Here is a 23636-nt window from a genome sequence, read left to right as displayed (position 1 = left end):
TACAACGTAAGCCTTTATAGAGTTCTCGAAGGTTTTAAAGGGCGAAGCGGCTATGTCATATCATGAGACCCTACCGAGGACTCGCGGTCATCTTCGGCTTCTACGCGCTCGGTGAGATGGTCAGCTCGGGCCTTCACCTTCCCGTTCCTGGTAGCGTCCTCGGAATGCTCTTCCTCCTCTCCGCCCTCCTGAGCGGTGCCGTAAAGCTCGAATGGGTTGAGAACGAGGCCGAGTTTCTGGTTAAGAACATGAGCATCCTCTTCATTCCACCGGGAGTTGGGATAGTCACATACCTTGGCCTGATAAGGGCCCAGCTCGTTCCGATTTCCCTGGCCCTGGCTCTCAGCTTCGTAATCACGCTCTTCGTTACTGCAAAGACCGTCGAGGTGCTGAGGCGATGAACCCCTACGGCATAACCCTCACCTTGGTAGTCTTCTACGCCTTCTCCGAGCTCCACCGGAGGAAGAAGGCAGTCTACACGAACCCGGTTCTGCTCTCTATAGTTGCCATTTCACTGCTCCTGAGGCTCGGCGAGTTTTCCTACTCTTCATACATGGAGAGTGCGGTCTTCCTGAAGTTCCTCCTCGGGCCTGCCGTTGTGAGCCTTGCCGTTCCCGTTTACAAGAACAGAGCATTAATAGCAAGGTACTCGCGGGAGATTGCCGTTGGAATCGTCGTTGGCGGAACCACCGCGATGCTCACCGCCTACTGGATAGCGGAGCTTCTCGGGGCGACCGGAACCGTCCTGAGGAGCATAGCTCCGAAGAGCGTCACAACGGCAATAGCGATAGGGATAAGCGCCAAAATCGGGGGAATACCGGCTTTAACGGCCGTCCTCGTCATAACGACCGGACTGCTGGGCAACGCCTTCGCCCCGGAACTGCTGGACCTCTTCCGGGTGAGGGACAGAATAGCGAGGGGTTTGGCAACTGGCGTTAGCTCCCACGGCCTTGGAACGGCGAGGATAATAACCGAGGACGAGCTTGCCGGTGCCGTCAGCGGGCTGGCAATGGCCCTGAACGGGGTTTTTACAGCTTTAGTCCTTCCTTATCTCATCGAAATCCTCTAGAATGCACTCGCTGACGCGGAGCCTGTCGTTCGAGTCTAGGAAGAGCGTGAAGTCCCTCTTGGCGAGCCTGTCCTCTACGGGGGCGTGCTCAACGAGAAACGCTATTATCTCGGCCGTGCTGTAGGGGACTTTCACGCCGATCTCGTCGGCCTTCCTGAAGAGCCTCTCGGGGATTTGGAAAATGTCGTCTCCCCTTCTCACTTCAACGCTCACCTTTGAGTTGATCTGCTCCCAGAGGAGGAGCGTGTTCTTTGCTTTCTCAATCTTTTCGAGGGCCCTCCTTTCGAGTATGCTCACGTTGGCCCTGCTCGTGCCGAGGAGTTCCGCGATCTCGCTCTGCCTCAACCCCCTCGCCCTCAACCTGAGTATTTTAATCTGCTGATCGGTGAGGAAGCTCTTGGATGACATCTTAAACACCAGAGTTTAACAAAACGTCAAACATTAAAAGACTTTCGGGGAACGAAAGGTTTATAATTTTCGGCCTTTCCTTTAGATTGGTGCCCCGGTAGCCTAGCCTGGCGGGGCGGCGGACTTGTAATCCGCCGGTCGCGGGTTCAAATCCCGCCCGGGGCTCCATATTCTGGTCCGATGATTGGAACGAGAGTGAGCTGACGGGTGATGACCGACTTCTCGCTGAGGACCAAGGTTAGTTCATTCTTCATACCTCAATGGCCTTTAGTGTTCTTCAATGTATACAAAATTCTCGATGCACATCCCCCCATTTGGCCAGATCTTTGCCCTAATCGGGCTGTTGTCCTAAAAATTTTGGTAGTAAACTTTTTGTTTTGAACGGACTGTTTTCCTGCCTCCTTTTTTCGAAAGGTTTATATACGCAAAGGTCGTAACCCCTATCGCAAATTACCGAAACCTGAGGTGATAGAGATGGTCGAGATCGACCCCTTTGAGATGGCCGTTAAGCAGCTCGAGAGGGCTGCCCAGTACATGGATATAAGTGAGGAGGCCCTTGAGTGGCTCAAGAGGCCCATGAGGATTGTTGAAGTTAGCGTTCCCATCGAGATGGACGACGGTTCTGTTAAAGTCTTCACGGGATTCCGCGTTCAGCACAACTGGGCCCGCGGCCCAACCAAGGGTGGTATAAGGTGGCACCCTGCCGAGACCCTCAGCACCGTTAAGGCCCTCGCCACCTGGATGACCTGGAAAGTTGCCGTTGTTGACCTCCCCTACGGTGGCGGTAAGGGTGGCATCATCGTTGACCCGAAGAAACTCTCCGAGAGGGAGCAGGAGAGGCTCGCCCGCGCTTACATAAGGGCCATCTACGACGTCATCGGCCCGTGGACCGACATTCCTGCCCCGGACGTTTACACCAACCCCAAGATAATGGGCTGGATGATGGACGAGTACGAGACCATAATGAGGCGCAAGGGTCCGGCCTTTGGTGTCATAACCGGCAAGCCGCTCAGCATCGGCGGTTCCCTCGGAAGGGGCACCGCCACCGCCCAGGGTGCTATCTTCACCATCAGAGAGGCCGCCAAGGCCCTCGGCATCGATCTCAAGGGCAAGACCATCGCCGTCCAGGGCTACGGTAACGCCGGTTACTACACCGCCAAGCTCGCCAAGGAGCAGCTCGGCATGAAGGTCGTCGCCGTCAGCGACAGCAAGGGTGGTATCTACAACCCCGATGGCCTCGACCCGGACGAGGTCCTCAAGTGGAAGAGGGAGCACGGCTCAGTTAAGGGCTTCCCGGGAGCTACCAACATCACCAACGAGGAGCTCCTCGAGCTCGAGGTCGACGTCCTCGCCCCCGCGGCAATCGAGGAGGTCATCACCGAGAAGAACGCCGACAACATCAAGGCCAAGATTGTTGCCGAGGTTGCTAACGGTCCGGTTACCCCGGAGGCCGACGACATACTTCGCGAGAAGGGCATCCTCCAGATTCCGGACTTCCTCTGTAACGCCGGTGGTGTCACCGTCAGCTACTTCGAGTGGGTCCAGAACATAAACGGCTACTACTGGACCGAGGAGGAAGTTCGCGAGAAGCTCGACAAGAAGATGACAAAGGCCTTCTGGGAGGTCTACAACACCGCCAAGGAGAAGAACATCCACATGCGTGACGGTGCTTACGTCGTTGCCGTCCAGAGGGTTTACCAGGCCATGCTCGACCGCGGATGGGTCAAGAAGTGATCCCTTCTCCCTTCTTTCTATTCCTTCAGTAAAGTTTAAATCGTGAGTTCCTCTTCTCAGACGATCTGCAACGGTCGGCTGGTGATCGCATGGAGAGAAAGCCATTGGCGATCTACATCTCGGTCATCCTGATCTCGGTTCTCATACTGGCGGGGGCTTATACCGTATCCCACAGCACTCTGAGTCGGGGACAGCCCGGGGAGTACGTGCCCGCTGGTAACTCTTCTCAGAAGGTTTTGGTCTACGTTACCCACGTCGTTGATGGGGACACCGCCTGGGTCCGTTTTCCAAACGGCACGGAAGAGAAGGTGAGGTTCCTTGGAGTGGACACCCCGGAGACTGAAGAGGACAGAAACCGGCCGAACGAGTACGATCACATTACCGACCTCAGGTGCCTGACGATATGGGGGCTGAAGGCCGAACAGTTCACGAGGGATTCCATCGAGCACAGGCAGGTCTATCTCGTTTTCGATCCGATCTCCCCGAGGAGGGGCTACTTCGGAAGGCTCTTGGCCTACGTGTACCTCATCAACGGCACCGATTTCACGGCGGAGCTTGTAAAGAAGGGTTACGCAAGGGTTTACGTCGAGGGAACCTTCGAGAAAAAGGAGGAGTACCTGAGGTACCAGAGGGAAGCCATGGAGAGGGGACTGGGGCTCTGGGGAGCCTGCGGTTAAGTTATCTGGCTATCTTGATCTTCAATCCCCTTGGGCATTAAATTCCCGCCGCTAACTTTTTAAAGGACTTCATGATATACTCCCCGTATTTGTATTGGAGGTGACACTGATGGGAGAAAGAATAGAGGCGCTTTTAAGGATACCACTCGGGATCCTGTACGGGATAATCCTGTACATATTGAATATTGTTGTTGGGATAGTAGTCTTCCTCCAGTTCTTCCACACGTTGATTTTGGGAAGGCGTCATGAGGGTATGGCGAGGTTTGCAAATCAGTACGCGTCTTTCCAGTACCATGTTAACCGGTACACAGGCTTTGCGACCAACGAGAGGCCCCTTTTTGGAGGGCCCGGTTTTGAGGAGGTCCTTCCCTGTGACTTCGACAGGAAACGTAGCGGAGATAAATACCAAGAGATCAAGGAAGCCTTTGATAATGCTCTCTGACTTCGATTTCAATTTTATGCTTTGGTCCAGTACTCTTTCTCCTCGACCATTGCCCTGACCATCTCGTCCTCGTCCCTGAACATAGTTCTTCTCGACGGGTTCTGCATGCCGTAGAACTCCATGAACGGACTTGGACGCCTCTCGAACGGGTAGTAGAGGTATATTGCAGCGAGCGTCCTGTAGGCCTCGGCCATCTCACTTATAACCCCCGCCGAAACGCCCTCCGCGTAGTGATAAACCGCTATCGCCCTGCTGACATCGACGAGGTTGAAGTCCCTCTCGACGAGCTGTCTCCTCAGTATCTCCGTCGCCTGCTCTATGTCCTCCCTGTCCAGTTCATCCACCTCGTTTCCGTCCAAGAGGTGCTTTATCCTAATCCTCTTCACGTTGGGGTTCTTGGCGACTTGGTTGTCGTACTCAGCCACCACCCACCAGTCGTCCAAAGCTCCGGGATCGAGGACTGTGAAGTGCTCGCTCAGCTTGTCGTAGAAGCCCCTGACGCGGTGGTAGTATTCCTCCTCGTGGCCGGTCATCGGGTAGCTGAGGTAAACCAGCGGTTTCTCCTTCTCCCTGAAAACGAGATCGAGGAACACCTCCGGCGGGTGCCTTATGCCGAACTGCAGGATGTAGCGGACGTTTATCCCCTCCTTCTTGAGCTCGTGAACGAGGGTTTTCACGTGGTTTATGGCGTCTTCACGCCACATGACGAGGGTGGTGAGCTTTATGTTGTCCGGATCGTTGCCGAAGCGCTCGAACCACTCCGGGTCGTTTATTATCCTCCTCCTGACCGAGAGCACGTCGTCGAGGACGATAATGACCCTGTCCGGTTTGAGGAGCTTGAGGTTGCTAAGGGTGAATCCTATAACGCTCCCGCTCCCCCAGCGGAAGAGGCTCGGCGTCGATACGAGGTGGAACCTTTTGTCGCTCCCGTCTATCTCCCGCCTGATTCTCTCGAAGGCTTCATCTCGAATCTCGTTCATCAGGTCTTGATGGTTTATCGCGAAGTCGAGGACGTTCTTGCGGGTTATCTTAACTCCCCTCTCCTTCCCGACCTCGCGGAGGTATTCGAAGACGTGGTAGTAGGCGTAGCTCTCCCCGCTGGCCTTTTTGAGGGCTTCACTCAGGTACTCATCGCGCCCGTTGAGCGGTGGGCCCGTTAGAAGGATTACCTCCCCCTTCACGATTTCACCCCCAGAATGCTTTTCCCGAAAACCTATTAACGTTTCCCCCCTTCTTTCATCGGTGGTGATTGTGGAGCAGATGGATAGGGAAGAGCTCACTATCATCAGGAAGTTCGAGCACATCGAGCACTGCCTAAAGCGCAACGTTCAGGCCCACGTGAGCAATGGTTTTGAGGACGTGCACTTCGTCCACATGAGCCTGCCCGAGATCGACAAGGATGAAATCGACTTAAGCGTCGAGTTCCTCGGGAGGCGCTTTGACTACCCGATTTTCATAGCGGGAATGACCGGTGGAACGAAGGGCTCACAGCTCGCCGGAAGGATAAACAAGACCCTCGCGAAGGCCGCTCAGGAGCTCAACATACCGATGGGCGTCGGCAGTCAGAGGGCAATGATACGGAAACCTGAAACCTGGGAGAGCTACTACGTTAGAGATGTGGCTCCAGACGTATTCCTCGTCGGCAACCTTGGCGCTCCCCAGTTCTCCGAAACAATTCCGGAGCGCTACGGCATTGAAGAGGCTTTGAAGGCCGTCGAGACGATTGAGGCGGACGCTCTGGCGATACACATGAACCCACTCCAGGAGAGCGTCCAGCCCGAGGGGGACACGCAGTACAGGGGCGTTCTCAAAGCTCTGGCAGAGCTCAAGGCGGAGTTTCCATACCCGATAATAGCGAAGGAGACCGGCGCGGGGGTTTCCAAGGAAGTCGCGGTCAGGCTTGAGAGCATTGGAATTGACGCCATCGATGTCGGCGGCCTCGGCGGAACGAGCTGGAGCGCCGTTGAGTACTACCGCGCAAAGGACGAGCTCGGCAGGAACCTCGCGCTCAAGTTCTGGGACTGGGGGATTAAGACAGCCATAAGCGTTGCCGAGGTTCGCTACTCCACGGACCTGCCGATTATAGCCACCGGCGGAATGCGCGACGGGATAACGATGGCCAAAGCCCTCGCTATGGGAGCTACCTTCGCGGGAGTGGCATTACCGTTGCTCAAGCCCGCGGTGAAGGGAGACGTCGAGGGCGTCATCAAAATCCTGAGGCGCTACATCGAGGAGATAAGGAACGCGATGTTCCTCGTGGGTGCGAGAAACGTCGAAGAGCTGAGAAGGGTTCCTCTCGTTATCACGGGCTTCACGAGGGAGTGGCTGGAGCAGAGGATTGACCTTTCCGCATATCTGCGCGCCCGGTGAGGACTGTGGGCCGTCTCCTTTCTGGTATCTTTTCCTTCCTTGAGGGTTTTCTCATAGTGCTAACGCCCCTGACGGCGGTCGCGGGCATAATCCTCTCCTTTCTGGCCTCTCTGTTCAAGGTATGGGAGCCGAGAACGGACGGGCCGGCTTTTCTGCTCGGTGCCGTATCGGGCTCGGCCGTGGCCCTCTTTCTATGGGGAGGTAGTTGGTTCTCGCTCTGGGGCTTCAGGGGGCTGATTCCCTTGGCCTTCGTTCTGGCCGTTCTCGCTGGAATGATGCACACCTTTTTAAACCCTCGGGACAACTGAGAGCAACGCAGCCCCGTGCCTCAGGAGAGGCTCGGGGACGGGAGGCGAAAACATGATACGAGTTTACACCATCAGCGGCTACGAGGAAGTGGGTAAGAACATGACCGCCGTCGGCTACTCCGATGGCAAGAGAGAGGAGATCGTTATAATCGACGTTGGAATAAGGCTCGATCGCGTTCTCATTCATGAGGACGTTAACATCCAGGAGTTCCCCACCAAGGAGCTCCAGAAGCTCGGTGCCATCCCCGACGATTCCATCATACGGAACAAACGCGTCGTTGCTATAGCCCTGACCCACGGGCATCTCGATCACATAGGGGCCATAGGGAAAATAGCCCCCCACTACCCCGACGTTCCCGTTTACGGGACTCCATACACCGTGAAGCTCGCCAAGAGCGAGGTTAAGAGCGAGAAGTATTTCGACGTAAAGAACCCCATGTACGAGACCGAGTTCGGGGAGATAGTGCAGGTCAGCGAGAACCTCGCGATAGAGTTCGTCCGCTCCACCCACTCCATCCCCCAGGCGGCCATGGTGGTTGTGCACACGCCCGATGGCGCCGTCGTTCACACCGGCGACTTCAAGTTCGACAACAACAGCCCCCTGGGCGAGAGACCCGATTACAAGAGGCTGAAGGAGCTCGGCAAGGAGGGCGTTAAAGTCCTCATACCGGAATCGACCCGCGTTGGAGAGCCAACGAAGACCCCGAGCGAGGCAGTTGCCCAGATGCTCCTCGAGGACTTCTTTCTCTACGAAGGCATGGAGGCCGATGGTCTCATCGCCACTACCTTCGCTAGCCACATCGCCCGCCTTCAGGAGCTCATATGGATAGCCAACAGAATGGGCAGGCAGGCGGTCTTCATAGGCCGTTCCCTCGCCAAGTACACCGGAATAGCGAAGCAGCTCGGGCTAATAAAGATGAAGGGCTCGAGGGTTCTGAGGAGCCCAAACGCGATAAAGAAGGTTCTTGCCGAGGTCTCGCAGGCGAGGGAGAACTACCTGCTCATCGTTACTGGTCACCAGGGTGAACCGGGTGCGGTGCTAACGAGGATGGCCAACGGGGAGCTCTACGACATCGGGAAGCGCGACACCGTCGTGTTCTCGGCCGGAACAATACCAAACCCCCTCAACAGGGCCCAGCGCTACATCCTGGAAACCAAGCTCAGGATGAAGGGTGTGAGGATGATCAAGGACATGCACGTTTCAGGCCATGCGAGCAGGGAGGACCACCGCTACCTGATAAGGATGCTCAACCCCGAGAACATCGTCCCGGCCCATGGAGAGTTCCAGATGCTCACACAGTACGCGGAGCTGGCTGAGGAGGAAGGCTATCTGATCGGCAGAGACGTCTTCGTTTCAAGGAACGGTTACACCGTGGAAATCGAGTGATCCTCCAAAAAACTGATAAAGGTTTTCACCCTTTTCCCTTCAGCTTTAGATCCCGATGAGGTGATAGTATGACGGACTACAAGGAACTCTTCACGCGGATCAAAAACCTCGCGAAGGACGTCGATAAAATTATCCTCGAACTCGTTCCCGAAAAGGACCCGAAGAAATTATACGAGGCCGCCCGCCACTACCCGCTCGCCGGCGGCAAAAGGGTTCGCCCCTTCGTCGTTCTCAGGGCAGCGGAGGCCGTTGGCGGCGACCCCGAGAAGGCTCTCTATCCAGCGGCCGCTGTGGAGTTCATTCACAACTATTCGCTGGTTCACGACGACATAATGGACATGGACGAGCTGAGGCGCGGAAGGCCGACCGTCCACAAGGTCTGGGGCGTCAACATGGCCATTTTAGCTGGCGATTTGCTGTTTTCAAAGGCCTTTGAGGCGATAGCCAAGGCTGAGGTAAGCCCCGAGAAGAAGGCGAGAATCCTCGAGGTTCTCGTGAAGACCTCAAACGAGCTCTGCGAGGGTCAGGCACTCGACATAGAGTTCGAGACGAAGGACGAGGTTACCGTTGACGAGTACCTCAAGATGATCAGCGGCAAGACCGGGGCGCTCTTCGACGGCTCGGCGACGATAGGCGCAATCGTCGGCACCGACAATGAGGAGTACATAAGGGCCCTCTCGAAGTGGGGAAGGAACGTGGGAATAGCCTTCCAGATATGGGATGACGTTCTCGATTTGATTGCCGACGAGGAGAAGCTCGGGAAGCCCGTCGGAAGCGACATAAGGAAGGGCAAGAAAACCCTTATAGTCAGCCACTTCTTCCAGCACGCGAGTGAGGAGGACAAGGCCGAGTTCCTGAAGGTCTTCGGCAAGTACGCCGGTGACGCTAAGGGCGATGCTCTCATCCACGACGAGAAAGTTAAGGAGGAAGTCGCCAAAGCCATTGAGCTCCTCAAAAAGTACGGCAGCATCGACTACGCCGCCAACTACGCGAAAAACCTGGTGAAGGAAGCGAACGAGGCCCTAAAGATCCTCCCTGAGAGCGAGGCGAGGAAAGATCTTGAACTCCTCGCCGAGTTCCTCGTCGAGAGGGAGTTCTGATGGGAGGGCCTCGACTCCCTGATTGTTCCTCTAATGTCATCGTTCTCTCCTTTCTGCTTTTCGTGGGTTCGGTCCTCGCGGTTCCATGGGTTGATATATTCCCAAGTTCGCTTCGAGAGATTCTGTATTTTTTAACCCTACAGTTATTTATAATCCCCTTCACGAGGGGCTCCATGCACTCACAGCTAAGCTATTCAAGGCAAGAATCAGAGTGGGGGTTACTTTTTTTGGAAAATTGTTATCTCCCTATGTGTCAGTTGAGACACCTCTCCGCGCGAGGGAGTATCTCTTCGCAACTCTTGCGCCGACTCTGCTTTCTGTGTTTTCACTTCTCCTTGCGTGGCTTTTCCATTCAAACTTCTGGGCGCTCGTTTTCGTCTCCAACACAGTGGGGATGTCCAGCGATATCATAACAGCATTTGCACTCTTTGGAATGCCTCCCGACGCGGTGGTCTGTAACAAGAGAAGAGCCCCTAATCTTAGGCAGTGACATAAAGATTTTATGGGGTCAGGTTGAATTTATATCCCCTTTAAATTCCGCTGGGTCAAAGTTGTAAACTATTGCTCTTTTAGTAAAACTTTTAAGAGTCGAGTACAATTGCAAGTTGGGAGATGATAGAAATGCGATTGAACAATTCATTCAGACTGATTATAGGTGTTCCTTTCCTCGCCATGATGATTCTTTTCCTTTGGTTTTACGGCTTATCCCCTGAGACTGCACTCGTTCTCATAGCTCTCTGGGTCTCGAGTGCTCTTCTCTTCCGCGCTTGGAAATACAGAGTGGAAAGGCAAAGGCAAAAATTATGGGTTTGGAACGTAGCCCTTTACGGCATCTTGATGGGTTTGGTGGCGATTGAGTACCTTTCCCCTACTGGTAGCATTCACGGGATCTCGAAGGAAGGGGCGATGTTTCTCACAGCTTGGGCCCTCAGCGGGTTTTTTGAGCTGGTCTGGCCAGGATTCAGAAAAATGGAGGTGAGATCTTGAAAAAGAAGCTCCTATTGGTGTTTCTCCTCGGGTTTATGCTTGCGGCAACGGTTGTCGTGTCTTTGTTCCCCCAGTCCAATATCACAGACAGAGATATGTTTAAACTTTCCAACCACCCATCACCTACACCTGAGAAAGGATTCATAATGAAAACATTCACTGGCAACTCAAGCATCGAACTGGCGGAGAAGTTCCTCGCAGAGTATTGGGACAAGCTAACCCTCCGGCTGAACCTCAGCCAGTTTAGCAACGCTACCTTTGTCGGAATCGCCTTACGTCCCCTACCGTCCGGAGCATATGCGCCACTGTACTACTTTGGAGATAACCTCACAGACCTTAGGGTCCTAGAAGAGCAGTTCATCTCGGAAGTAAGCATGTTCAAAAGGATTCCCCTCGAGGTTAAGGGATCCCTCGCTGGCGAACCTGCCCGGGATTGGAAATACATTGGGGGAATTAGATCACCGGTTACATCAAAAGACATCGAGGTCTCAACCAGCATGTGGACAAAGAAAAGAGGCACCGTCTATAACGTATTTGGAGCCAATTTCTGGGTAACGTCCGCACTTAGCGGTCAGTACGTGTACTACATTCACATAAATCACGACGCCAAAGTACCCTCAACCGTATCTGAAGGTCTCAAGGTTGCCGTTAAAGAAGTGAAGGAGAGATTAAAAGTCCTCAATCCCGAAGACGCCTTCATAGGTGTTGGCAATTTCAGACCGGAGGGAAGCGGCTCAAGTTCCACCTCTGTGATTACGTGGGGCATGAACGTTGGCTTTGGGGTTGATTGCTCAGGAAGATCCCTACTAAACGCCCAGGCGGGCTTTACGGAGAGCCACTCCACGGCTCTAGGCTTCAAATGGTACACCGACGACGTGGATCCCAACTTGGAAGTGAAGTTCAACTTCTACGACCTCAAAGAGCGGGGGTTTATATTCAGCCATCCGGCATGGGGAAAGAGCTTCAGTGCCCACCCTGCGGTAATCGTTCATGTTGATCCCGGTGTCACGTTCCATCTGGCGAGATTGAAACTCAAGGCAGAGGCCCTCTTCCACTATGAGGCGGTCATCGATTCCCCCTTCAGCGGAACCTTCATATCACGGCACGACGTAGAGGCACCGCCCATTGAGTTTACGGTTGAGCTTTATCCGTGGTTCATAGACGAACCCTGAGCTCAGCAAGCTCAGCGCTTTGCAATCAGCCACCCCACCAGAGGATGCTCCGCCCCTTCCTTCCACTTTTCGTAGGCTTCCTCCCGCCTTCTCAAAAGCTCGGCGCGCTTTTCCTCGTCTTCTATCCTCTCCACATATTCCCCCGGAATGTAGGCGAGGTAGTGCGGCAACTCGGGCTCGAAGGTTCCGCTCTCGATTACATCTCCCCCTGCCCACTCAACGAGCTCCACGAGCTTCTCAAGCGTCGGGTAGTGGAGGTCGTCCTTCTCGCCGAACAGCGCCTCAATGATTTCCTCGCGCAGGTTGTAGAGTTCGAGGTGCGCCCTCTGTCGCTCGTTTTTCGCCACAGGGAGGCTCTCCGCGATGAATACCCGCTCCGAGACACGGAGCATTTCAGAGATGACCTTAATCATCGCCTCTTCGTTTTTCAGGCTCCTGACTCCATGGACGAGAATCGCCAAGTCGAAGGCTCTGAACGGGAACGGCAACTCCCGCGCGTCAAGCTTGAGCGGGATTATCCTGTGCTTCACGCCGGCTGAGGAAGTTACATCCTCAAAGAAGCGCCAGCGGGAGCGGTCAACCGCAACGACACGGCCGGCCTCACCGACGAGATAAGCGAGGGGAACGGTAGTTAAGGCATGGGCGCCACACCCTATCTCAAGGACGTTCATTCCCTCATTGAGGGGCGCGAACCCGAGGACGCGGAAGCGTTCGAGCATTTCGACATGGAGCCAATCGGAAGGTAAAGGTGGCTCGTTCCGGGGCGGGATTTTTGAAAGAACTTCTCCCTTAAACGTTTCTTCACTAACCGGCATGGAGGACACCGAAAAGGGCTAAAAACGCTCTCTTTAAGGCGTTTTCGGAGAAAAGGTTTTATAAGGTGGGGGAGAATTAATTGTGGGGTTGAAATTCTTCTTGTTGTGTTTTTGTGATTGATGTATTTTGTTGATGATGACCTTGATTGCATCATCATGCAACTCTTTTACTTGGGTTTCTTCTGGAGAGCTGAGATGAAACTCCAACTCTGAATGAATTTGTGCCTGAAAAAAAAAGAATTATCCACTTATAGTAAGCAGAAAAATTTATAAAGAAAAGTTAGATAGTTGGTATCGCAGACCTACCATGGAGGTGAACTCTATGCGGTGGAAGGGTTTGATGGCAGTCCTGTTGGGACTGCTGATGGTTGGAGTAACTGCTGGGAGTGCTGCTGCCACAGTGTGGGGAACTCCTGCTGGTTCAAGAACCGGGGCTACTGACTCTGGAATAGATCCCCATATTACAATAGGTGTCGCATATGGAAAGGTTGAAGTCTCCTTCAGTGTTTCCTGGAACGATCACCACGGCGCAGCTTGGGGAGTTTGGCAGTGGGCTAACTATGATGACTCAATTAATAAATACATTGGATTTTATGCGGATGGAACTTACAAGGTAAAAGGGTATAGCACTCCCATACTTGGTTATACAAAGATAAGCTATTCTGTCAAACTGACCATTGGAGACCCAGTATCCTATTCAGCAAGGAACGGGCGGCAATACTATGTGAAAACTTATTATCATGTGATAGTCTATAAGAAAACAGATAAATGGTTCTGGGATCATCCGAAGATAGAAAAAATAGTCGACAGTGGTGACTCAGTATCCTATTTCATTCCTAATCCCGACTATATAAACTAAATATGAGCGGGTGAAACAGAATGTCGAAAAGGGAGTTTGTAGCTGCCATCCTTTTATTTTTTACATTCCTGATGCCCTTATACACAGCCAGTTCAAATGTTCCTTTGACTTGGAAAGGGAACGTAGTGGCACTTGGGGGAAAACTGGATTCCTCCCATTACAGCTTCCGCATAACCAATATGAGCATTGAAGACAGAGAGAGTTATTATATTGTCCACGAAAACGTCTCCTTCTATGAGTGCGTGATATACAGGAACGGAACAGTCGTTGAACACTGCCCTGTGAGTGGAAAGGAAGTCACCTTCATAGTCAAGAAAGATACCAACACATTCATGCTGTCCAACAAACCCGTGTTCTTCTTTCAGTACTGGCCAGAATTTTCCATTAACGACTCCGTTTACAGTGGTGGTATCGAGCTCAAACCCACTCCCGTGGAGCTGTATTTAAAAAATAACAGCCCGGAGAATCGTATAGGATGGGCAATTTCTCTTCAGGGAGGCCCATTAAAAGTCCTCAGGTGTACTGGCTGGAGTGTGCCCGAAGATTTCGACGGCCCTCCCCGCTGCATAGATGAAGGCTACAAGAATTTCTCAATCGATATAACTTTCAAAGGCCCGTACTTAGTCAGCGGTCAGATATACCTTCCATCCGATCCATTTGGAATAATCAAAAACCGGGACGTTATCATGTTTATTAGCGTCGAGGACACGCCTGAGACCAGAGAATTCCTTAGAAGTGTCAAATCAATATCTCCTCCACCTAATTCGTCATGGCCTTTCTACCTCATCGGAGCGGGTGCAGTTAGTGTTTTCTTAGTCTTGGCAGTTAAAGCAAGAAGGGGGTAGCTCAACATGGAACCACTTAAAACCATTGGAGAGGAGATCAAATCGAACCTGCAGTTAATACTCGTGCTGTTGACATCTCCGATTGTTATCCAGTACACACTCTGGAATTATCTCCCGGAGATTAGGGGTGTTAGTACCGGTGGGGAGGTGTCTTCGGTACTGCGAGACATGATGGAACAGTATCTCGTTAACACCACATCAAACGCCGAATTTTTCGCCAACGTTGCGTCGGCTCAAATGTCATCACTATTTAATGCAGTCTCAAAGGTGCATCTGATACTGTTCCTGACTGGGGGACTCTTGGCGGCGTTTCTCATTGCTGAGCCCATCTACCGGGGTAGCATAGTGAACGACATCGGCCTCATGGGAAAAAGGAAAACCCTAACTGGCAGGTTTCTGTTCATTATGATTTACGCCCTTTTTCTGGTAGTGTCAACTGGGATGATATTCTGGAATATCGCAAACCTTGCGGGTCTTTCATTGGAGTCAAGGTTTTTCCTTTCACTCTTAGTAACATCTCTTCTGTCCCTGATCGCGGGGTCCCTCCTCGTAACTTTTCTATCGACGGTATCTAAGGAGCCTGTAATTCCATTAGCCATGCTTTTCATTGTGGGTTTCTTGTCTATGACAACAGTCAACATCAATAACCTATTACTGCCGTTTGAGAAGCTCACGTACTTCGTGTGGAATCCAAAGAGCACAAAGCTCTCTATTTACGTACATGCAGGTTTAGCCTTGTACGCGGTGCTTGCCATTGCCACGGTGAAATCATTTGAAGGGGGTGATTTTTATTAACCTCAAGATTTTTCACTTGTTCCTAATAGCAGCCCTGCTCTCGGGGGCTTTCTTCACCATGAACTACTACCAGACGGTTACCCCAGTCATGGTAGAGTTCAAACTTCAGCTCTTTATGCCTCCAGGAATGGGAAACACCTCGAGCACTTTCGATATTGTCCAGGTTGCCGAGAAGGATCTCGTTCTTCCAGCGGCAGGAACGTATGGCGTTTCCCTGAGTGGAAACTGTACCCTTTACGTGCAAACGGATAGCGGCTTGCTTAGGAACCCGAACACCATCACCGTGACCAACAGAGGTATCAGGGTCATTCTCCTCAATCAGACGACCGATGTCGTTGTGAAGTTTATCCCGCAACGCAGAATCGACTACACAACCCCCGTGTTTCTTCTGGTTGTGGGGAGCGTGATGGGGTATGCTGTTAGAGTGTTCAAATTTGAGTAAATCCTACGGAAGAGTAAAGGCCCTAAAGGGTGTTACTTTCTCACTATCCAGGGGACTCTCTTTGATCCTTGGACCCAATGGAAGCGGGAAGACAACCTTAATCAAAATACTGGCAGGAATTATCAAACCTGATGAAGGTGATATCAGAGTGCTGAAGAGAGATTATCTCAGTGTTCCCAAGAACGAGATTGGATTTGCCTTCGAACGTACAGTAGCTCCTCCACGCATTCAAGTTGAGAGCTATCTAAGGGCGGTTGCAGAGTACAGGGGAACAGACAACGTTGATGAACTCCTCGATCTCTTTGGGCTGAGAAGGTACAGAACAAAGAAATTCAAAGAGCTCTCGCAAGGCTACAAGAGGAGGTTCTTAGTCGCGACAGCTTTCGCGGGAAAACCCAAGGCTGTATTTCTTGATGAGCCCTTTAGCAACCTGGACATAGTCTCAAAGGTAGAACTCGGAAGGGCTTTCCAGGAAATAAAACGGGAAGTCAGCATCGTTATAGTTTCCCACATAATATCTGGTCTCAAAAATCTGGACTCTCTTGTCCTGCTCCACAATGGAGAGGTCGTTTTAAACAAAGTGGGTCGTGAGGTTAGTACCGTTGGGGGATTCAAGGCTACCTTTAAAGATGGTACTGTAGTGGAGAATGACGTGAATATGGTTATGAAACTCATTAGGAAAGGCAAAGAACTCCTATGCATTGATCCTATAACTCCAGAAGATATCATGTACGAGAAATTAAAGAATGGGAAAAAGAAGTGATATTATTCAACAAACACAGCGGGCTTCAGCGGCATCGCGGCTTTCTTCTTTCCTCCCCTGTCCTCCTCGGGGTTGATTATCAGCTCGACGCCAAGTTCCTTCTCTATGAAGTCCTTTGCTTCCCTCAAAGCTTTCTCCTCGTCTATTCTCTTGACCTCGAAGGCCCTCTCCTTGATGAGCCTCTGTATCAGCTTGCTTATCTCCTTGCCGTGCTTCCTCATCTCCGGGTCCTTCATGAGCTCCGCCATCGCAGACTTGAAGTCCCTCTTCTCGGCAACGACCTCAACGACCCTCCACTTCCACTCCGGGGCGGTGTAGACGTAAACCCTGCTCGGGTTCTCTATCTTCGCAACGCGGATTATCTCCTTGACGTCCTCGATGAAGGCCTTGACGAACTCCTCTTCCGCCTCTACCGTCTCGTCCCACCACTCGGGAACGGGCTCTGGCCAGGGAGCGAGGCTGACGAAGCCCTCTCCGCCCAGCTTCTCCCAGAGTTCTTCGCTGATGTGTGGCGTAAACGGCGCCATGAGCCTGACCCAGATTTCCGCGAGCTTTCTCAATACAAAGCGCTTCGCCCTGTCATCCCTTCCCTCCGTCCTCCTCAAATACCAGCGCAGGTCGTTGAGGACCGTGTAGAACGCCCACTGGACGGCGGTCCTCGTCCTGAACTCCTCAAGGACCTTGGTGGTTCCCTCGATGGCCTTGTTAAGGCGGTGGAGCATCCAGCGGTCGATGTTCTTGAGCTCGGTCTCCTCGGTCTCGTAGCCTGAGAACTCGCTTATCAGCTCGTAGAACCGCTCGACCTGCCTGCGGAGCTTTCCGACCTCCTTCCTGCGCCAGTCGAAGTCGCTGTCGTGCTCGGCGAGACCCATTATGTACAGCCTCACAACGTCTGCCCCGTTCTCCTCGATTGCGTCAATGAAGTTCAGCACGTTGCCCTTGCTCTTGCTCATCTTCTGGCCCTCAAGCGTTCCGAAGCCGTTAACCGCTATGCCCTTCGGCCAGTGCTCGCGCCTGAATATAGCCGTGTGGTTGAATATGAAGAACGTCAGGTGGTTCGGTATCAAGTCCTTGGCAGAGCAGCGCCAGTCGAGTGGGTACCAGTACTCGAACTCCTCTTTCATCTCGTGGATTGTCTCTGCCGGGATTCCGGTCTTCTCTTCAAGCTCCTTCTCGCGCTCCTCACTGAAGTCCTCGCGGAAGATGTAGTCGAAGAACTCCCTCATGAGCTTCTCGGGGTCGAGCCTGCCCTCCTCGCGGAGCTTGTTTATGTGCCTGCTTATCGTGTAGTAGGCCATGTAAATTGTCGAGTCGCTCAGGCTCTCGATGACCCACTCTGGATCCCAGGGCAGGGGCGTTCCGAGGCCGACCTTTCTGGCACAGGCCTTCTTATCGAGCCAGTCTATTACAGCCTCGAACTGCGCGCGCCTGCTCTCCGGGTAAATCGTCATGTTTGCCAGAGCCTCGCGAGCTTTCTCCTTCCACTCGGGGTTTCCGTAGTCTATGAACCACTGGTCGTGGATTATCTTGATGACAGCCTGGTTGCCGAAGCGCGAGATGACGGGCTTCTCCGCGAACTCGTACATTATCTCCGCTATTCCCTTCTCCATCAGCTCCTTGGCGATGAGGTCCTTTACCTCCTGGACCGGCTTGCCCGCGTAGGGCTCAATCTTGAAGCGCCCCTTGTGGTACTCGGCCTTGTAGATGTTCTTGGTAGCTTCTTCGAGCTTTTCCTTGTCCTTCTGGCTCTTCACGCCGAGCCTCTCGGCTTCCTCAACGGCCGGGAACTCGCCGTAACCCTCAAGCTCTATCAGTGAAATGTAGGTGATGTCCTCCAGGACGCGCGGGTCGATATCGAACTTGAGGAGCAGTTCGGTTTCCTTCTTCAGGTCTTCGAGGGCTATGTGGTCGAAGGGCGCGTGGGCGGGAACGCTCATAACCACTCCCGTCGCGTTGTCGGGGTCGACGAACTCCGCCGGCAGAATGATGACCTCGTCGCCCGTTACCGGGTTCTTCACGTATTTTCCTATGAGCTTCTCGCCCTTGAACTCCTCGATGACCTCTATCTCTCTGTCCTGGAAGGAGAGCTTGTAGGCCGCTTCCTTGCTGATTATCCAGGTCTCTTCCCGGTCACCGCGCCTGACCCTGGCTTTGACGTAGGTGGCGTTGGGGTTGAGCCACATGTTGGTTACTCCATAGACGGTCTCGGGCCTCAGCGTCGCGGCCGGAAGGTAGATTTTCTCGCCGTTCTCCTCCAAGATGAACTTGATTATCACGTATTCGAGAATCTGGACGTCCTCACCCTCCATTATGTCGTGGTCGCCGAGGGGAGTGCCAACAACCGGGTCCCAGCGGACGCGGTGAGCGCCCTTGACGACCAGCCCCATGTCCTTGAGCGTCCAGAACTGCCACTCTATGAACTTGCTGAAGGGCGGAAAGAGACTGGTGGTGTGGAACTCGCGCGTCCAGTCCACGCTGAAGCCGGCCCTTATGAAGGTCTCCTTCGCGGCCTTCATGAAGTACTTGACGATTTCCTTCGGGTCCTCGAACTTCCAGAGAATGTCCTCGGGCACCTTGTAGACGTCGCGGTAGATGTGTATGGTTTTGGGGTCGCGGTTCTTTATGCGCTCAGCGATTCCGACTATCGGCGCGCCGGTGATGTGCCACGCCATCGGAAACAGCACGTTGTAGCCCTGCATGCGCTTAAAGCGAGCTATGACGTCGGGAATCGTGTATGTCCTCGCGTGGCCGACGTGGAGGTGGCCCGAGAGGTAGGGGAAGGCGACGGTTATGTAGAACTTCTTATCCTTGGGCTTCGCGTTTCTGTCGGGCTCAAAAACCCTCTCCTTAAGCCAGCGCTTCTGCCACTTCTCCTCAATGGCCTTGAAGTCAACTTTCATGTCCAAAACCTCCTCAAGGTTTTTCCAAAAGAGCGGGAGTCAAGAATAGGGGGGTTATCGATGAAATCAGGCACCGGTGTGATTCCAGCGGAGAAGACACTCCCCCCTCATCGGCATCGGTGCGAGTAACGGCTTTGGGTATTTAAGGTTTTTGGGTAACTTGTTTGGGGCACAAAAGTTTTGTACTGCTACATATAACATCTTTAAATAACAGTGGACATCCCTGACTGTAGGAGGGAACACCAATGGACACAAGCATGTTGCTCGCTATCACTATGGCTTGTCTCAGCACGGCTATTTCAGTGCTTTTCTTGATAAAATGTAGAGATTCAGGTAGATACTACCATTTTGCTGCAATAGGATGGGCGTTTTTTGCAATCCATGCCATTCTTCGAGCTGGGGGTGTTCCAGTTGCACTGAGGGAAATTTTGACGTATCTGTTTGCACTGTTCGTGTCCCTCTATCTGATTCTGAATGTTTTAGAATTCGATCCCGAAAGCGCTAGATTGTTGTGGATGTACATGCTAATACCCACCTCTCATATCTTCTATCGTCTTCTATCGTATGCTGGTGTCCGTCTGGTGCCACGAATAGGAGGTATCGCGGGAGATTCTGGAATTATGCTCCTGATAACTGCTTACGTAACTTACGTGACCTTTAGAAGGGCAATTCTCTCGTTTCCTCTCATTCCCATGGCAATCGCCCTGTTGTTCTATAAGGTCATTCAGGGTACTCCGATTGGTTTCGCACTAATGTCCTTTGGTACCATAGTTTTTGCAATATCAACGATTCGCGTTATGGGTTTAAGACTCTTCAAGGGTTCCGGTTTGAAAAAACCGAGTACTGGAGATATGAAGGGACTTTTTCTTATAGAACAGTCAAGACTTGAAAAGCTTCTTGATGAGTATCGGGAATATCCTCTTCTGCTCATTACTAGAAAGAGAGATGAGTATCCACAACAGTGGACGGTCTTCTATCTAACCTCTGTTGATACCTCCGGTTCTATTAATCCAACAGCTTTAGAACGCCTGAGGCATCTTGTTGTCCGGTATCTAACGGAGGCGAGAACCGCAGGATCCCAAGGAATCGTGGTTATCGATGGAGTGGATTACCTGAGGTTATATAATGAGGATAAGGTCTTACTGAAGTTTCTAGCAGACTTAAGGGATCATGCGATTGTGAACAACGGGATAGTATTTTTGGCACTCCCGGAGGGCACACTGAACCCAAAAGAACTGGCGGTTCTCGAGAGGATAAGCGATCACGTCTACAGATGAGGAGGAAAAAAGAAAAGCCGGATCAGGAATTCGCTGCTATGAACTCCTCCACTTCATGGAGCAGCTTGAGGCCCAGCTCTATGTGGACCTTTGCGCTTGGGTCTCCCTTCTTGGCCAGCTCAAAGCCCGCTCTGAACTCCTGAGCCGCTGCTTTCAGCTTGAGCTCCGCTTCCCTCGTGTTGATGCCCTTCCGCTTGAGCTTTTCCAGGGCCTTGGTTGCTTCCTTAAGCCTCTCCTGGATCTCCCTCTCAAAGGTCTTGAGGTCTTCGAGCTTCTCCTTAATTTTCTTCTCCTTCGTCTTCTTTAGGACGTGCTCGACTGTAACCTGGAACTCTTTGACGATCTCTTTCTCCTCGAGCAGGAGCGCCATTGCCCCCGTGTAGTTGCCGGCCTCGCTCATCTCCTTGACCCTGTTGTAAAGCTCCTCGAAGCTGGTTACTCTCTCCTGGAGCACCGTTGCGTTGGTTGCGGTTTCATTGACGCGGGCGAGCACGTTCTCCATGAAGGTAATGGCCTTCTGGCCCCTCTCCAGGAAAGCGTTTACGATCCTTTCCGCGTTTGCGTAGGCCAAGCTTCCCCTGAGCCTTTCGAGCTCTCCGTCGAGTTTCGCCTTGAGTTCGTTTGCCGTTTTGAGGTCTTCCCTGGCCTTCGTGAAGTTCCCTTCCCTGAGATCCTCAATCACGAGTCCGTACGCTTTCCTGGTCTCGTTGAGGAGTCTCCATGCGAGAGTGGTGTTTATCCCCGCCCGGTCGCACGTGGCTATTAACTTCTCCGCGTCCCTGAAGTACTCTTCCATGCGCTCAACCGAAACCCGTACCTGCTCCCTGAACTGCTCCATGCTCTGCAGAACCACTCTGTACTGGTGCATCGCCAGTATTCCCTCCGTTACTGCCTCCGAGTAGTTGCCGTTCCTGTAGGCTTCCTCCATCCTTTCCCTGTACTCCTCTGCAAGCTGGTACCTCTCCATTACGCTCGCGTTTTCGGGCAGGCTCACGTTCTCCAGCGCTGACGTCATGTTGTGGAGGCGCTCGACTATCGCGACTATCCTCTGGGCGAGCACCTGTTCCGCCGTTGAGTTCGCTGTTGAGTTTGTCAAGCTTTGCTCGTCCGTCGTTGAGGTGGCGCTTACCGAACCGAACCCAAACGGTACTATCGACAGCACCAGCACGGCCGAGATGAGTAGGGCCATCAACCGTCTCATGGGTATCACCGTTGGAAACTGCGTCGAACTCATATTTCAGGAACCCGGTGAAAAATTCCAGAAACGGAGGTTTCAGGAAATCAGAGACTGAAAACGGTGGTTTTTCTGGTCTTTAGGGTTTATCTGGCCAGTCTTCGAAAGAGAAACTTTCAGAAACGAATTAAAAGAAATCAAAGCACGACGAGCTCTCTGTTGGATCTGGTCAATCTTTTGCCCCTGCCATCTATGACAGCCACGTCGTCCTCGATCCTGACGCCTCCAAGTCCGGGAACGTAGATTCCGGGCTCGATCGTAAAGGTCATGCCCTCCCCGAGAATGACCTCTCCGTCCGGGCCTATGTAAGGTTCCTCGTGCACCTCAAGGCCAAGCCCGTGGCCCGTTCTGTGGGGGAAGTATTCGCCGTAACCTGCCTTTCCAATCGTTTCCCTCACCGCCGAGTCAACTTCCCTGGCGGGGATGCCCTCCCTGACCGTCCGAAACGCCCTCTCCTGGGCCTCCTTAACTGTCTCGTATATCTCGATTAGGCTCTCGTCGGGCCGGCCTATCGCTATCGTCCTCGTTATGTCGGAGCAGTAGCCCTTCCATCTGGCCCCGTAGTCGAGTATCACCATGTCGCCCTTCCTCAGCTTCCTATCCCCCGGTTCGTGGTGGGGGTTGGCGGCGTTTTCACCGCTCGCCACTATCGGATCGAAGGACAGGCCATCGGACAGCTCCCGTATTCTGAGCTCGATCCTCAGGGCAAGCTCCCTCTCGCTCATCCCAAGGAGGTCCCAGCTTAGGATCTCATCAAAAACCCTGTCCACAGCCCTGGCGGCGTGCTCCATCAGTTTGAGCTCCTTTCCGTCCTTTCTCATCCTGAGTTCCCTGATGACCTGGCTTAGCGGCTGCAGCTCGAAGCGACCGTTTCCCAGTCTGAGGATGTTTATAAGCCAGTCCGCCCTCATGGTGTTTTCAACGAGCAATTTGCCCTCGGAAAGCCTCAGCTCGCCGAATATCCACGAGAGCTTGTGGTAGGGGTTCTCCCCATCGCTCCAGAAAGTGACGGGAAAGTTTGAGATCTGGTTCCGGTACATGGCCGGCGCGAGGAGGTGATAATCACCGTCCGAGTTGATGACGAGTAAAGTCGGCCTCTCGCCCGTTTCGTGGAGGTTGAAGCCGGTTAGATAGTAGAAGTTTGCCCCGGGGCTTACTATGGCCCCGTCGAAGCCTGCCCGCGCCATCTCGGAGATGAACCTCTCGATCCTCAAAGTCACCACCTGATGGGGTACCCCTCCGGAATTAAAAACGTTCCGAGAGCCTGTGGACAAGGTAACCGAGGAGCACCCCGGTGAGCGCATCCCAAATCCAGTGCTCGGCGAGGAGAACCGTTGAGACGGGGATCAGCGCGGGTATCAGGGCAAGTGCCCTCGATGTTCTGTCCTTCCTCTTCACGAGGGCTAGGAAGCTCAGGGTGTCGATGGTGCAGTGGGGCGAGGGGAGGACGAACTGGGGCCTCGCTTGCCAGCTCGGAGGTGAGTACCTCCTCGGCAGATCCGGGTAGATCAGGTGCGGTGGGTACACGTGGGCAATGATGAATACCGCGCTGAGTATCAGGAACGCCGTGAGATAGCCCTTCGCGAGCTTTTCCGCCCCCTCTGGATCGAGGATGATGAGGTAAAGGGTCGTTCCGAACATGACGCCCGTGAAACCTATTCTGTAAAGGACGTCCATCAGAAGGTACAGGGCTCCATGTGACTTCGTCCAGAGCAGCAATCCGAGAATGAAGTCGTGGGAAGTTCCAGGGAGGTTCATCAGCAGATCCGTGTAGTTGAGGCTCCACCTGCCGAGTGCGGGGTATATTAACCCGTAGAGGTTCCAGTAGGCGTAGGCGAGGAGAAGAATAGCCACCGCCCTGAGCCTCGTGTGGCTTTTTCCTTTGAGCACGATCCCCGGTCCGAGCATGTTCCCCACAGCCTGGAAGAGACCGCAAGATTTATAAATTCACCCAATGTTCCCTACATTGGGTCGTGCCGCCGTAGCTTAGTCGGTAGAGCGCCGGACTGTTAATCCGGCGGTCCCCGGTTCGAATCCGGGCGGCGGCGCCAG

25 protein-coding genes and 2 tRNA genes are annotated in these 23636 nt (G+C 53.1%); 20 read left to right on the top strand and 7 right to left on the bottom strand.

Annotated features, from left to right (window positions below):
* Positions 1–62 precede the first annotated feature (62 nt).
* Positions 63–401 (top strand): CidA/LrgA family protein, encoded by a 339-nt coding sequence (locus TAM4_RS06835; protein ID WP_014122510.1) that lies wholly within the window; start codon positions 63–65, stop codon positions 399–401.
* Complete coding sequence (locus TAM4_RS06830; RefSeq protein ID WP_014122509.1) at positions 398–1069, top strand: CidB/LrgB family autolysis modulator; 672 nt, start codon at positions 398–400, stop codon at positions 1067–1069. Before TAM4_RS06835 ends, TAM4_RS06830 begins: the two co-directional genes overlap by 4 nt.
* Here TAM4_RS06830 and TAM4_RS06825 read toward each other — a convergent pair.
* Positions 1037–1477 (bottom strand): Tfx family DNA-binding protein, encoded by a 441-nt coding sequence (locus tag TAM4_RS06825; protein ID WP_014122508.1) that lies wholly within the window; start codon positions 1475–1477, stop codon positions 1037–1039. The two genes, TAM4_RS06830 and TAM4_RS06825, sit on opposite strands and share 33 nt — an antisense overlap.
* Before the next feature lie 91 nt (positions 1478–1568).
* Between TAM4_RS06825 and TAM4_RS06820 the strand changes: the two genes are divergently transcribed.
* The 4 genes from TAM4_RS06820 to TAM4_RS06805 all read left to right on the top strand — a co-directional run bounded on the left by TAM4_RS06820 (position 1569) and on the right by TAM4_RS06805 (position 4330).
* A tRNA-Thr gene (locus TAM4_RS06820) sits at positions 1569–1645 on the top strand.
* 306 nt (positions 1646–1951) lie between these two features.
* A complete protein-coding gene (gene gdhA / locus TAM4_RS06815; protein WP_014122507.1) occupies positions 1952–3211 on the top strand; it encodes a glutamate dehydrogenase in 1260 nt (419 codons plus the stop codon).
* Between the two features lie 89 nt (positions 3212–3300).
* Positions 3301–3888, top strand: coding sequence for a thermonuclease family protein (locus tag TAM4_RS06810; protein ID WP_014122506.1), 588 nt, complete (start codon positions 3301–3303; stop codon positions 3886–3888).
* Positions 3889–3997: 109 nt separating this feature from the next.
* A complete protein-coding gene (locus TAM4_RS06805; RefSeq protein ID WP_014122505.1) occupies positions 3998–4330 on the top strand; it encodes a DUF4389 domain-containing protein in 333 nt (110 codons plus the stop codon).
* Positions 4331–4344: 14 nt separating this feature from the next.
* Here the strand turns inward: TAM4_RS06805 and TAM4_RS06800 are convergent, their stop codons facing one another.
* Complete coding sequence (locus TAM4_RS06800; protein ID WP_014122504.1) at positions 4345–5511, bottom strand: hypothetical protein; 1167 nt, start codon at positions 5509–5511, stop codon at positions 4345–4347.
* Positions 5512–5590: 79 nt separating this feature from the next.
* Here TAM4_RS06800 and fni point away from each other — a divergent pair, with 79 nt between their 5' ends.
* The 7 genes from fni (at position 5591) to TAM4_RS06770 (ending at position 11654) form a co-directional block, all read left to right on the top strand.
* Positions 5591–6700 carry a type 2 isopentenyl-diphosphate Delta-isomerase gene (fni, locus tag TAM4_RS06795; protein WP_371137002.1) on the top strand — a complete coding sequence of 370 codons (1110 nt, stop codon included), beginning with the start codon at positions 5591–5593 and terminating at the stop codon, positions 6698–6700.
* 5 nt (positions 6701–6705) lie between these two features.
* Positions 6706–7008 (top strand): hypothetical protein, encoded by a 303-nt coding sequence (locus TAM4_RS06790; protein ID WP_014122502.1) that lies wholly within the window; start codon positions 6706–6708, stop codon positions 7006–7008.
* Between the two features lie 52 nt (positions 7009–7060).
* Complete coding sequence (locus TAM4_RS06785) at positions 7061–8395, top strand: RNase J family beta-CASP ribonuclease (protein WP_014122501.1); 1335 nt, start codon at positions 7061–7063, stop codon at positions 8393–8395.
* A gap of 68 nt (positions 8396–8463) precedes the next feature.
* The gene (locus TAM4_RS06780) at positions 8464–9495 is read left to right on the top strand and encodes a polyprenyl synthetase family protein (protein WP_014122500.1); all 1032 of its coding nucleotides are present in this window, start codon (positions 8464–8466) and stop codon (positions 9493–9495) included.
* 97 nt (positions 9496–9592) lie between these two features.
* Complete coding sequence (locus TAM4_RS11980; protein ID WP_083820419.1) at positions 9593–9985, top strand: DUF3267 domain-containing protein; 393 nt, start codon at positions 9593–9595, stop codon at positions 9983–9985.
* Between the two features lie 122 nt (positions 9986–10107).
* The gene (locus TAM4_RS06775; protein ID WP_148258637.1) at positions 10108–10482 is read left to right on the top strand and encodes a hypothetical protein; all 375 of its coding nucleotides are present in this window, start codon (positions 10108–10110) and stop codon (positions 10480–10482) included.
* Positions 10479–11654: a hypothetical protein gene (locus TAM4_RS06770; RefSeq protein WP_014122498.1), complete on the top strand. Its 1176-nt coding sequence runs from the start codon at positions 10479–10481 to the stop codon at positions 11652–11654. Before TAM4_RS06775 ends, TAM4_RS06770 begins: the two co-directional genes overlap by 4 nt.
* An 11-nt stretch (positions 11655–11665) precedes the next feature.
* On the opposite strand, the gene TAM4_RS06765 is transcribed toward TAM4_RS06770, so the two are convergent.
* A complete protein-coding gene (locus tag TAM4_RS06765; protein ID WP_237702067.1) occupies positions 11666–12373 on the bottom strand; it encodes a class I SAM-dependent methyltransferase in 708 nt (235 codons plus the stop codon).
* Between the two features lie 433 nt (positions 12374–12806).
* Here TAM4_RS06765 and TAM4_RS06760 point away from each other — a divergent pair, with 433 nt between their 5' ends.
* The 5 genes from TAM4_RS06760 to TAM4_RS06740 are packed head-to-tail and all read left to right on the top strand — an operon-like array spanning position 12807 to position 16173.
* On the top strand, positions 12807–13328 hold the full coding sequence (locus tag TAM4_RS06760; protein WP_148258636.1) for a hypothetical protein: 522 nt from the start codon (positions 12807–12809) through the stop codon (positions 13326–13328).
* Positions 13329–13348: 20 nt separating this feature from the next.
* The gene (locus TAM4_RS06755; RefSeq protein WP_014122495.1) at positions 13349–14173 is read left to right on the top strand and encodes a hypothetical protein; all 825 of its coding nucleotides are present in this window, start codon (positions 13349–13351) and stop codon (positions 14171–14173) included.
* A 6-nt stretch (positions 14174–14179) separates the two neighbouring features.
* Positions 14180–14968 carry a hypothetical protein gene (locus tag TAM4_RS06750; protein WP_014122494.1) on the top strand — a complete coding sequence of 263 codons (789 nt, stop codon included), beginning with the start codon at positions 14180–14182 and terminating at the stop codon, positions 14966–14968.
* Positions 14946–15410 carry a hypothetical protein gene (locus TAM4_RS06745; RefSeq protein WP_048150192.1) on the top strand — a complete coding sequence of 155 codons (465 nt, stop codon included), beginning with the start codon at positions 14946–14948 and terminating at the stop codon, positions 15408–15410. Before TAM4_RS06750 ends, TAM4_RS06745 begins: the two co-directional genes overlap by 23 nt.
* Positions 15403–16173 carry an ABC transporter ATP-binding protein gene (locus TAM4_RS06740; protein WP_237702066.1) on the top strand — a complete coding sequence of 257 codons (771 nt, stop codon included), beginning with the start codon at positions 15403–15405 and terminating at the stop codon, positions 16171–16173. Before TAM4_RS06745 ends, TAM4_RS06740 begins: the two co-directional genes overlap by 8 nt.
* Before the next feature lie 2 nt (positions 16174–16175).
* Here the strand turns inward: TAM4_RS06740 and leuS are convergent, their stop codons facing one another.
* On the bottom strand, positions 16176–19073 hold the full coding sequence (leuS, locus tag TAM4_RS06735; protein WP_014122491.1) for a leucine--tRNA ligase: 2898 nt from the start codon (positions 19071–19073) through the stop codon (positions 16176–16178).
* A 245-nt stretch (positions 19074–19318) separates the two neighbouring features.
* On the opposite strand from leuS, the gene TAM4_RS06730 reads away from it, so the two are divergent.
* Positions 19319–20350 carry a DUF835 domain-containing protein gene (locus TAM4_RS06730; RefSeq protein ID WP_014122490.1) on the top strand — a complete coding sequence of 344 codons (1032 nt, stop codon included), beginning with the start codon at positions 19319–19321 and terminating at the stop codon, positions 20348–20350.
* A 22-nt stretch (positions 20351–20372) separates the two neighbouring features.
* Here the strand turns inward: TAM4_RS06730 and TAM4_RS06725 are convergent, their stop codons facing one another.
* From TAM4_RS06725 to TAM4_RS06715, 3 genes are all read right to left on the bottom strand, one after another.
* On the bottom strand, positions 20373–21551 hold the full coding sequence (locus tag TAM4_RS06725) for a hypothetical protein (protein ID WP_048150190.1): 1179 nt from the start codon (positions 21549–21551) through the stop codon (positions 20373–20375).
* A gap of 170 nt (positions 21552–21721) precedes the next feature.
* Entirely contained in the window at positions 21722–22798 is a 1077-nt protein-coding gene (locus tag TAM4_RS06720) for a Xaa-Pro peptidase family protein (protein ID WP_014122488.1), read from the bottom strand.
* A gap of 31 nt (positions 22799–22829) precedes the next feature.
* The gene (locus TAM4_RS06715; RefSeq protein ID WP_014122487.1) at positions 22830–23492 is read right to left on the bottom strand and encodes a phosphatase PAP2 family protein; all 663 of its coding nucleotides are present in this window, start codon (positions 23490–23492) and stop codon (positions 22830–22832) included.
* Between the two features lie 67 nt (positions 23493–23559).
* Here TAM4_RS06715 and TAM4_RS06710 point away from each other — a divergent pair.
* Positions 23560–23635 (top strand) — tRNA-Asn (locus TAM4_RS06710).
* Position 23636 lies beyond the last annotated feature (1 nt).

Source organism: Thermococcus sp. AM4 (assembly GCF_000151205.2).
Classification (GTDB): domain Archaea; phylum Methanobacteriota_B; class Thermococci; order Thermococcales; family Thermococcaceae; genus Thermococcus.
Note: the sequence above shows the minus strand (reverse complement) of the source record. Positions and strands in the feature narration are given on the sequence as shown.

Coding starts and splice junctions, on each gene's coding strand:
- TAM4_RS06835 (WP_014122510.1), top strand. CDS start 63: ATGAGACCCTACCGAGGACTCGCGGTCATCTTCGGCTTCTACGCGCTC.
- TAM4_RS06830 (WP_014122509.1), top strand. CDS start 398: ATGAACCCCTACGGCATAACCCTCACCTTGGTAGTCTTCTACGCCTTC.
- TAM4_RS06825 (WP_014122508.1), bottom strand. CDS start 1,477: ATGTCATCCAAGAGCTTCCTCACCGATCAGCAGATTAAAATACTCAGG.
- gdhA (WP_014122507.1), top strand. CDS start 1,952: ATGGTCGAGATCGACCCCTTTGAGATGGCCGTTAAGCAGCTCGAGAGG.
- TAM4_RS06810 (WP_014122506.1), top strand. CDS start 3,301: ATGGAGAGAAAGCCATTGGCGATCTACATCTCGGTCATCCTGATCTCG.
- TAM4_RS06805 (WP_014122505.1), top strand. CDS start 3,998: ATGGGAGAAAGAATAGAGGCGCTTTTAAGGATACCACTCGGGATCCTG.
- fni (WP_371137002.1), top strand. CDS start 5,591: ATGGATAGGGAAGAGCTCACTATCATCAGGAAGTTCGAGCACATCGAG.
- TAM4_RS06785 (WP_014122501.1), top strand. CDS start 7,061: ATGATACGAGTTTACACCATCAGCGGCTACGAGGAAGTGGGTAAGAAC.
- TAM4_RS06780 (WP_014122500.1), top strand. CDS start 8,464: ATGACGGACTACAAGGAACTCTTCACGCGGATCAAAAACCTCGCGAAG.
- TAM4_RS06775 (WP_148258637.1), top strand. CDS start 10,108: ATGATAGAAATGCGATTGAACAATTCATTCAGACTGATTATAGGTGTT.
- TAM4_RS06765 (WP_237702067.1), bottom strand. CDS start 12,373: ATGCTCGAACGCTTCCGCGTCCTCGGGTTCGCGCCCCTCAATGAGGGA.
- TAM4_RS06755 (WP_014122495.1), top strand. CDS start 13,349: ATGTCGAAAAGGGAGTTTGTAGCTGCCATCCTTTTATTTTTTACATTC.
- TAM4_RS06750 (WP_014122494.1), top strand. CDS start 14,180: ATGGAACCACTTAAAACCATTGGAGAGGAGATCAAATCGAACCTGCAG.
- leuS (WP_014122491.1), bottom strand. CDS start 19,073: ATGAAAGTTGACTTCAAGGCCATTGAGGAGAAGTGGCAGAAGCGCTGG.
- TAM4_RS06730 (WP_014122490.1), top strand. CDS start 19,319: ATGGACACAAGCATGTTGCTCGCTATCACTATGGCTTGTCTCAGCACG.
- TAM4_RS06725 (WP_048150190.1), bottom strand. CDS start 21,551: ATGAGACGGTTGATGGCCCTACTCATCTCGGCCGTGCTGGTGCTGTCG.
- TAM4_RS06715 (WP_014122487.1), bottom strand. CDS start 23,492: ATGCTCGGACCGGGGATCGTGCTCAAAGGAAAAAGCCACACGAGGCTC.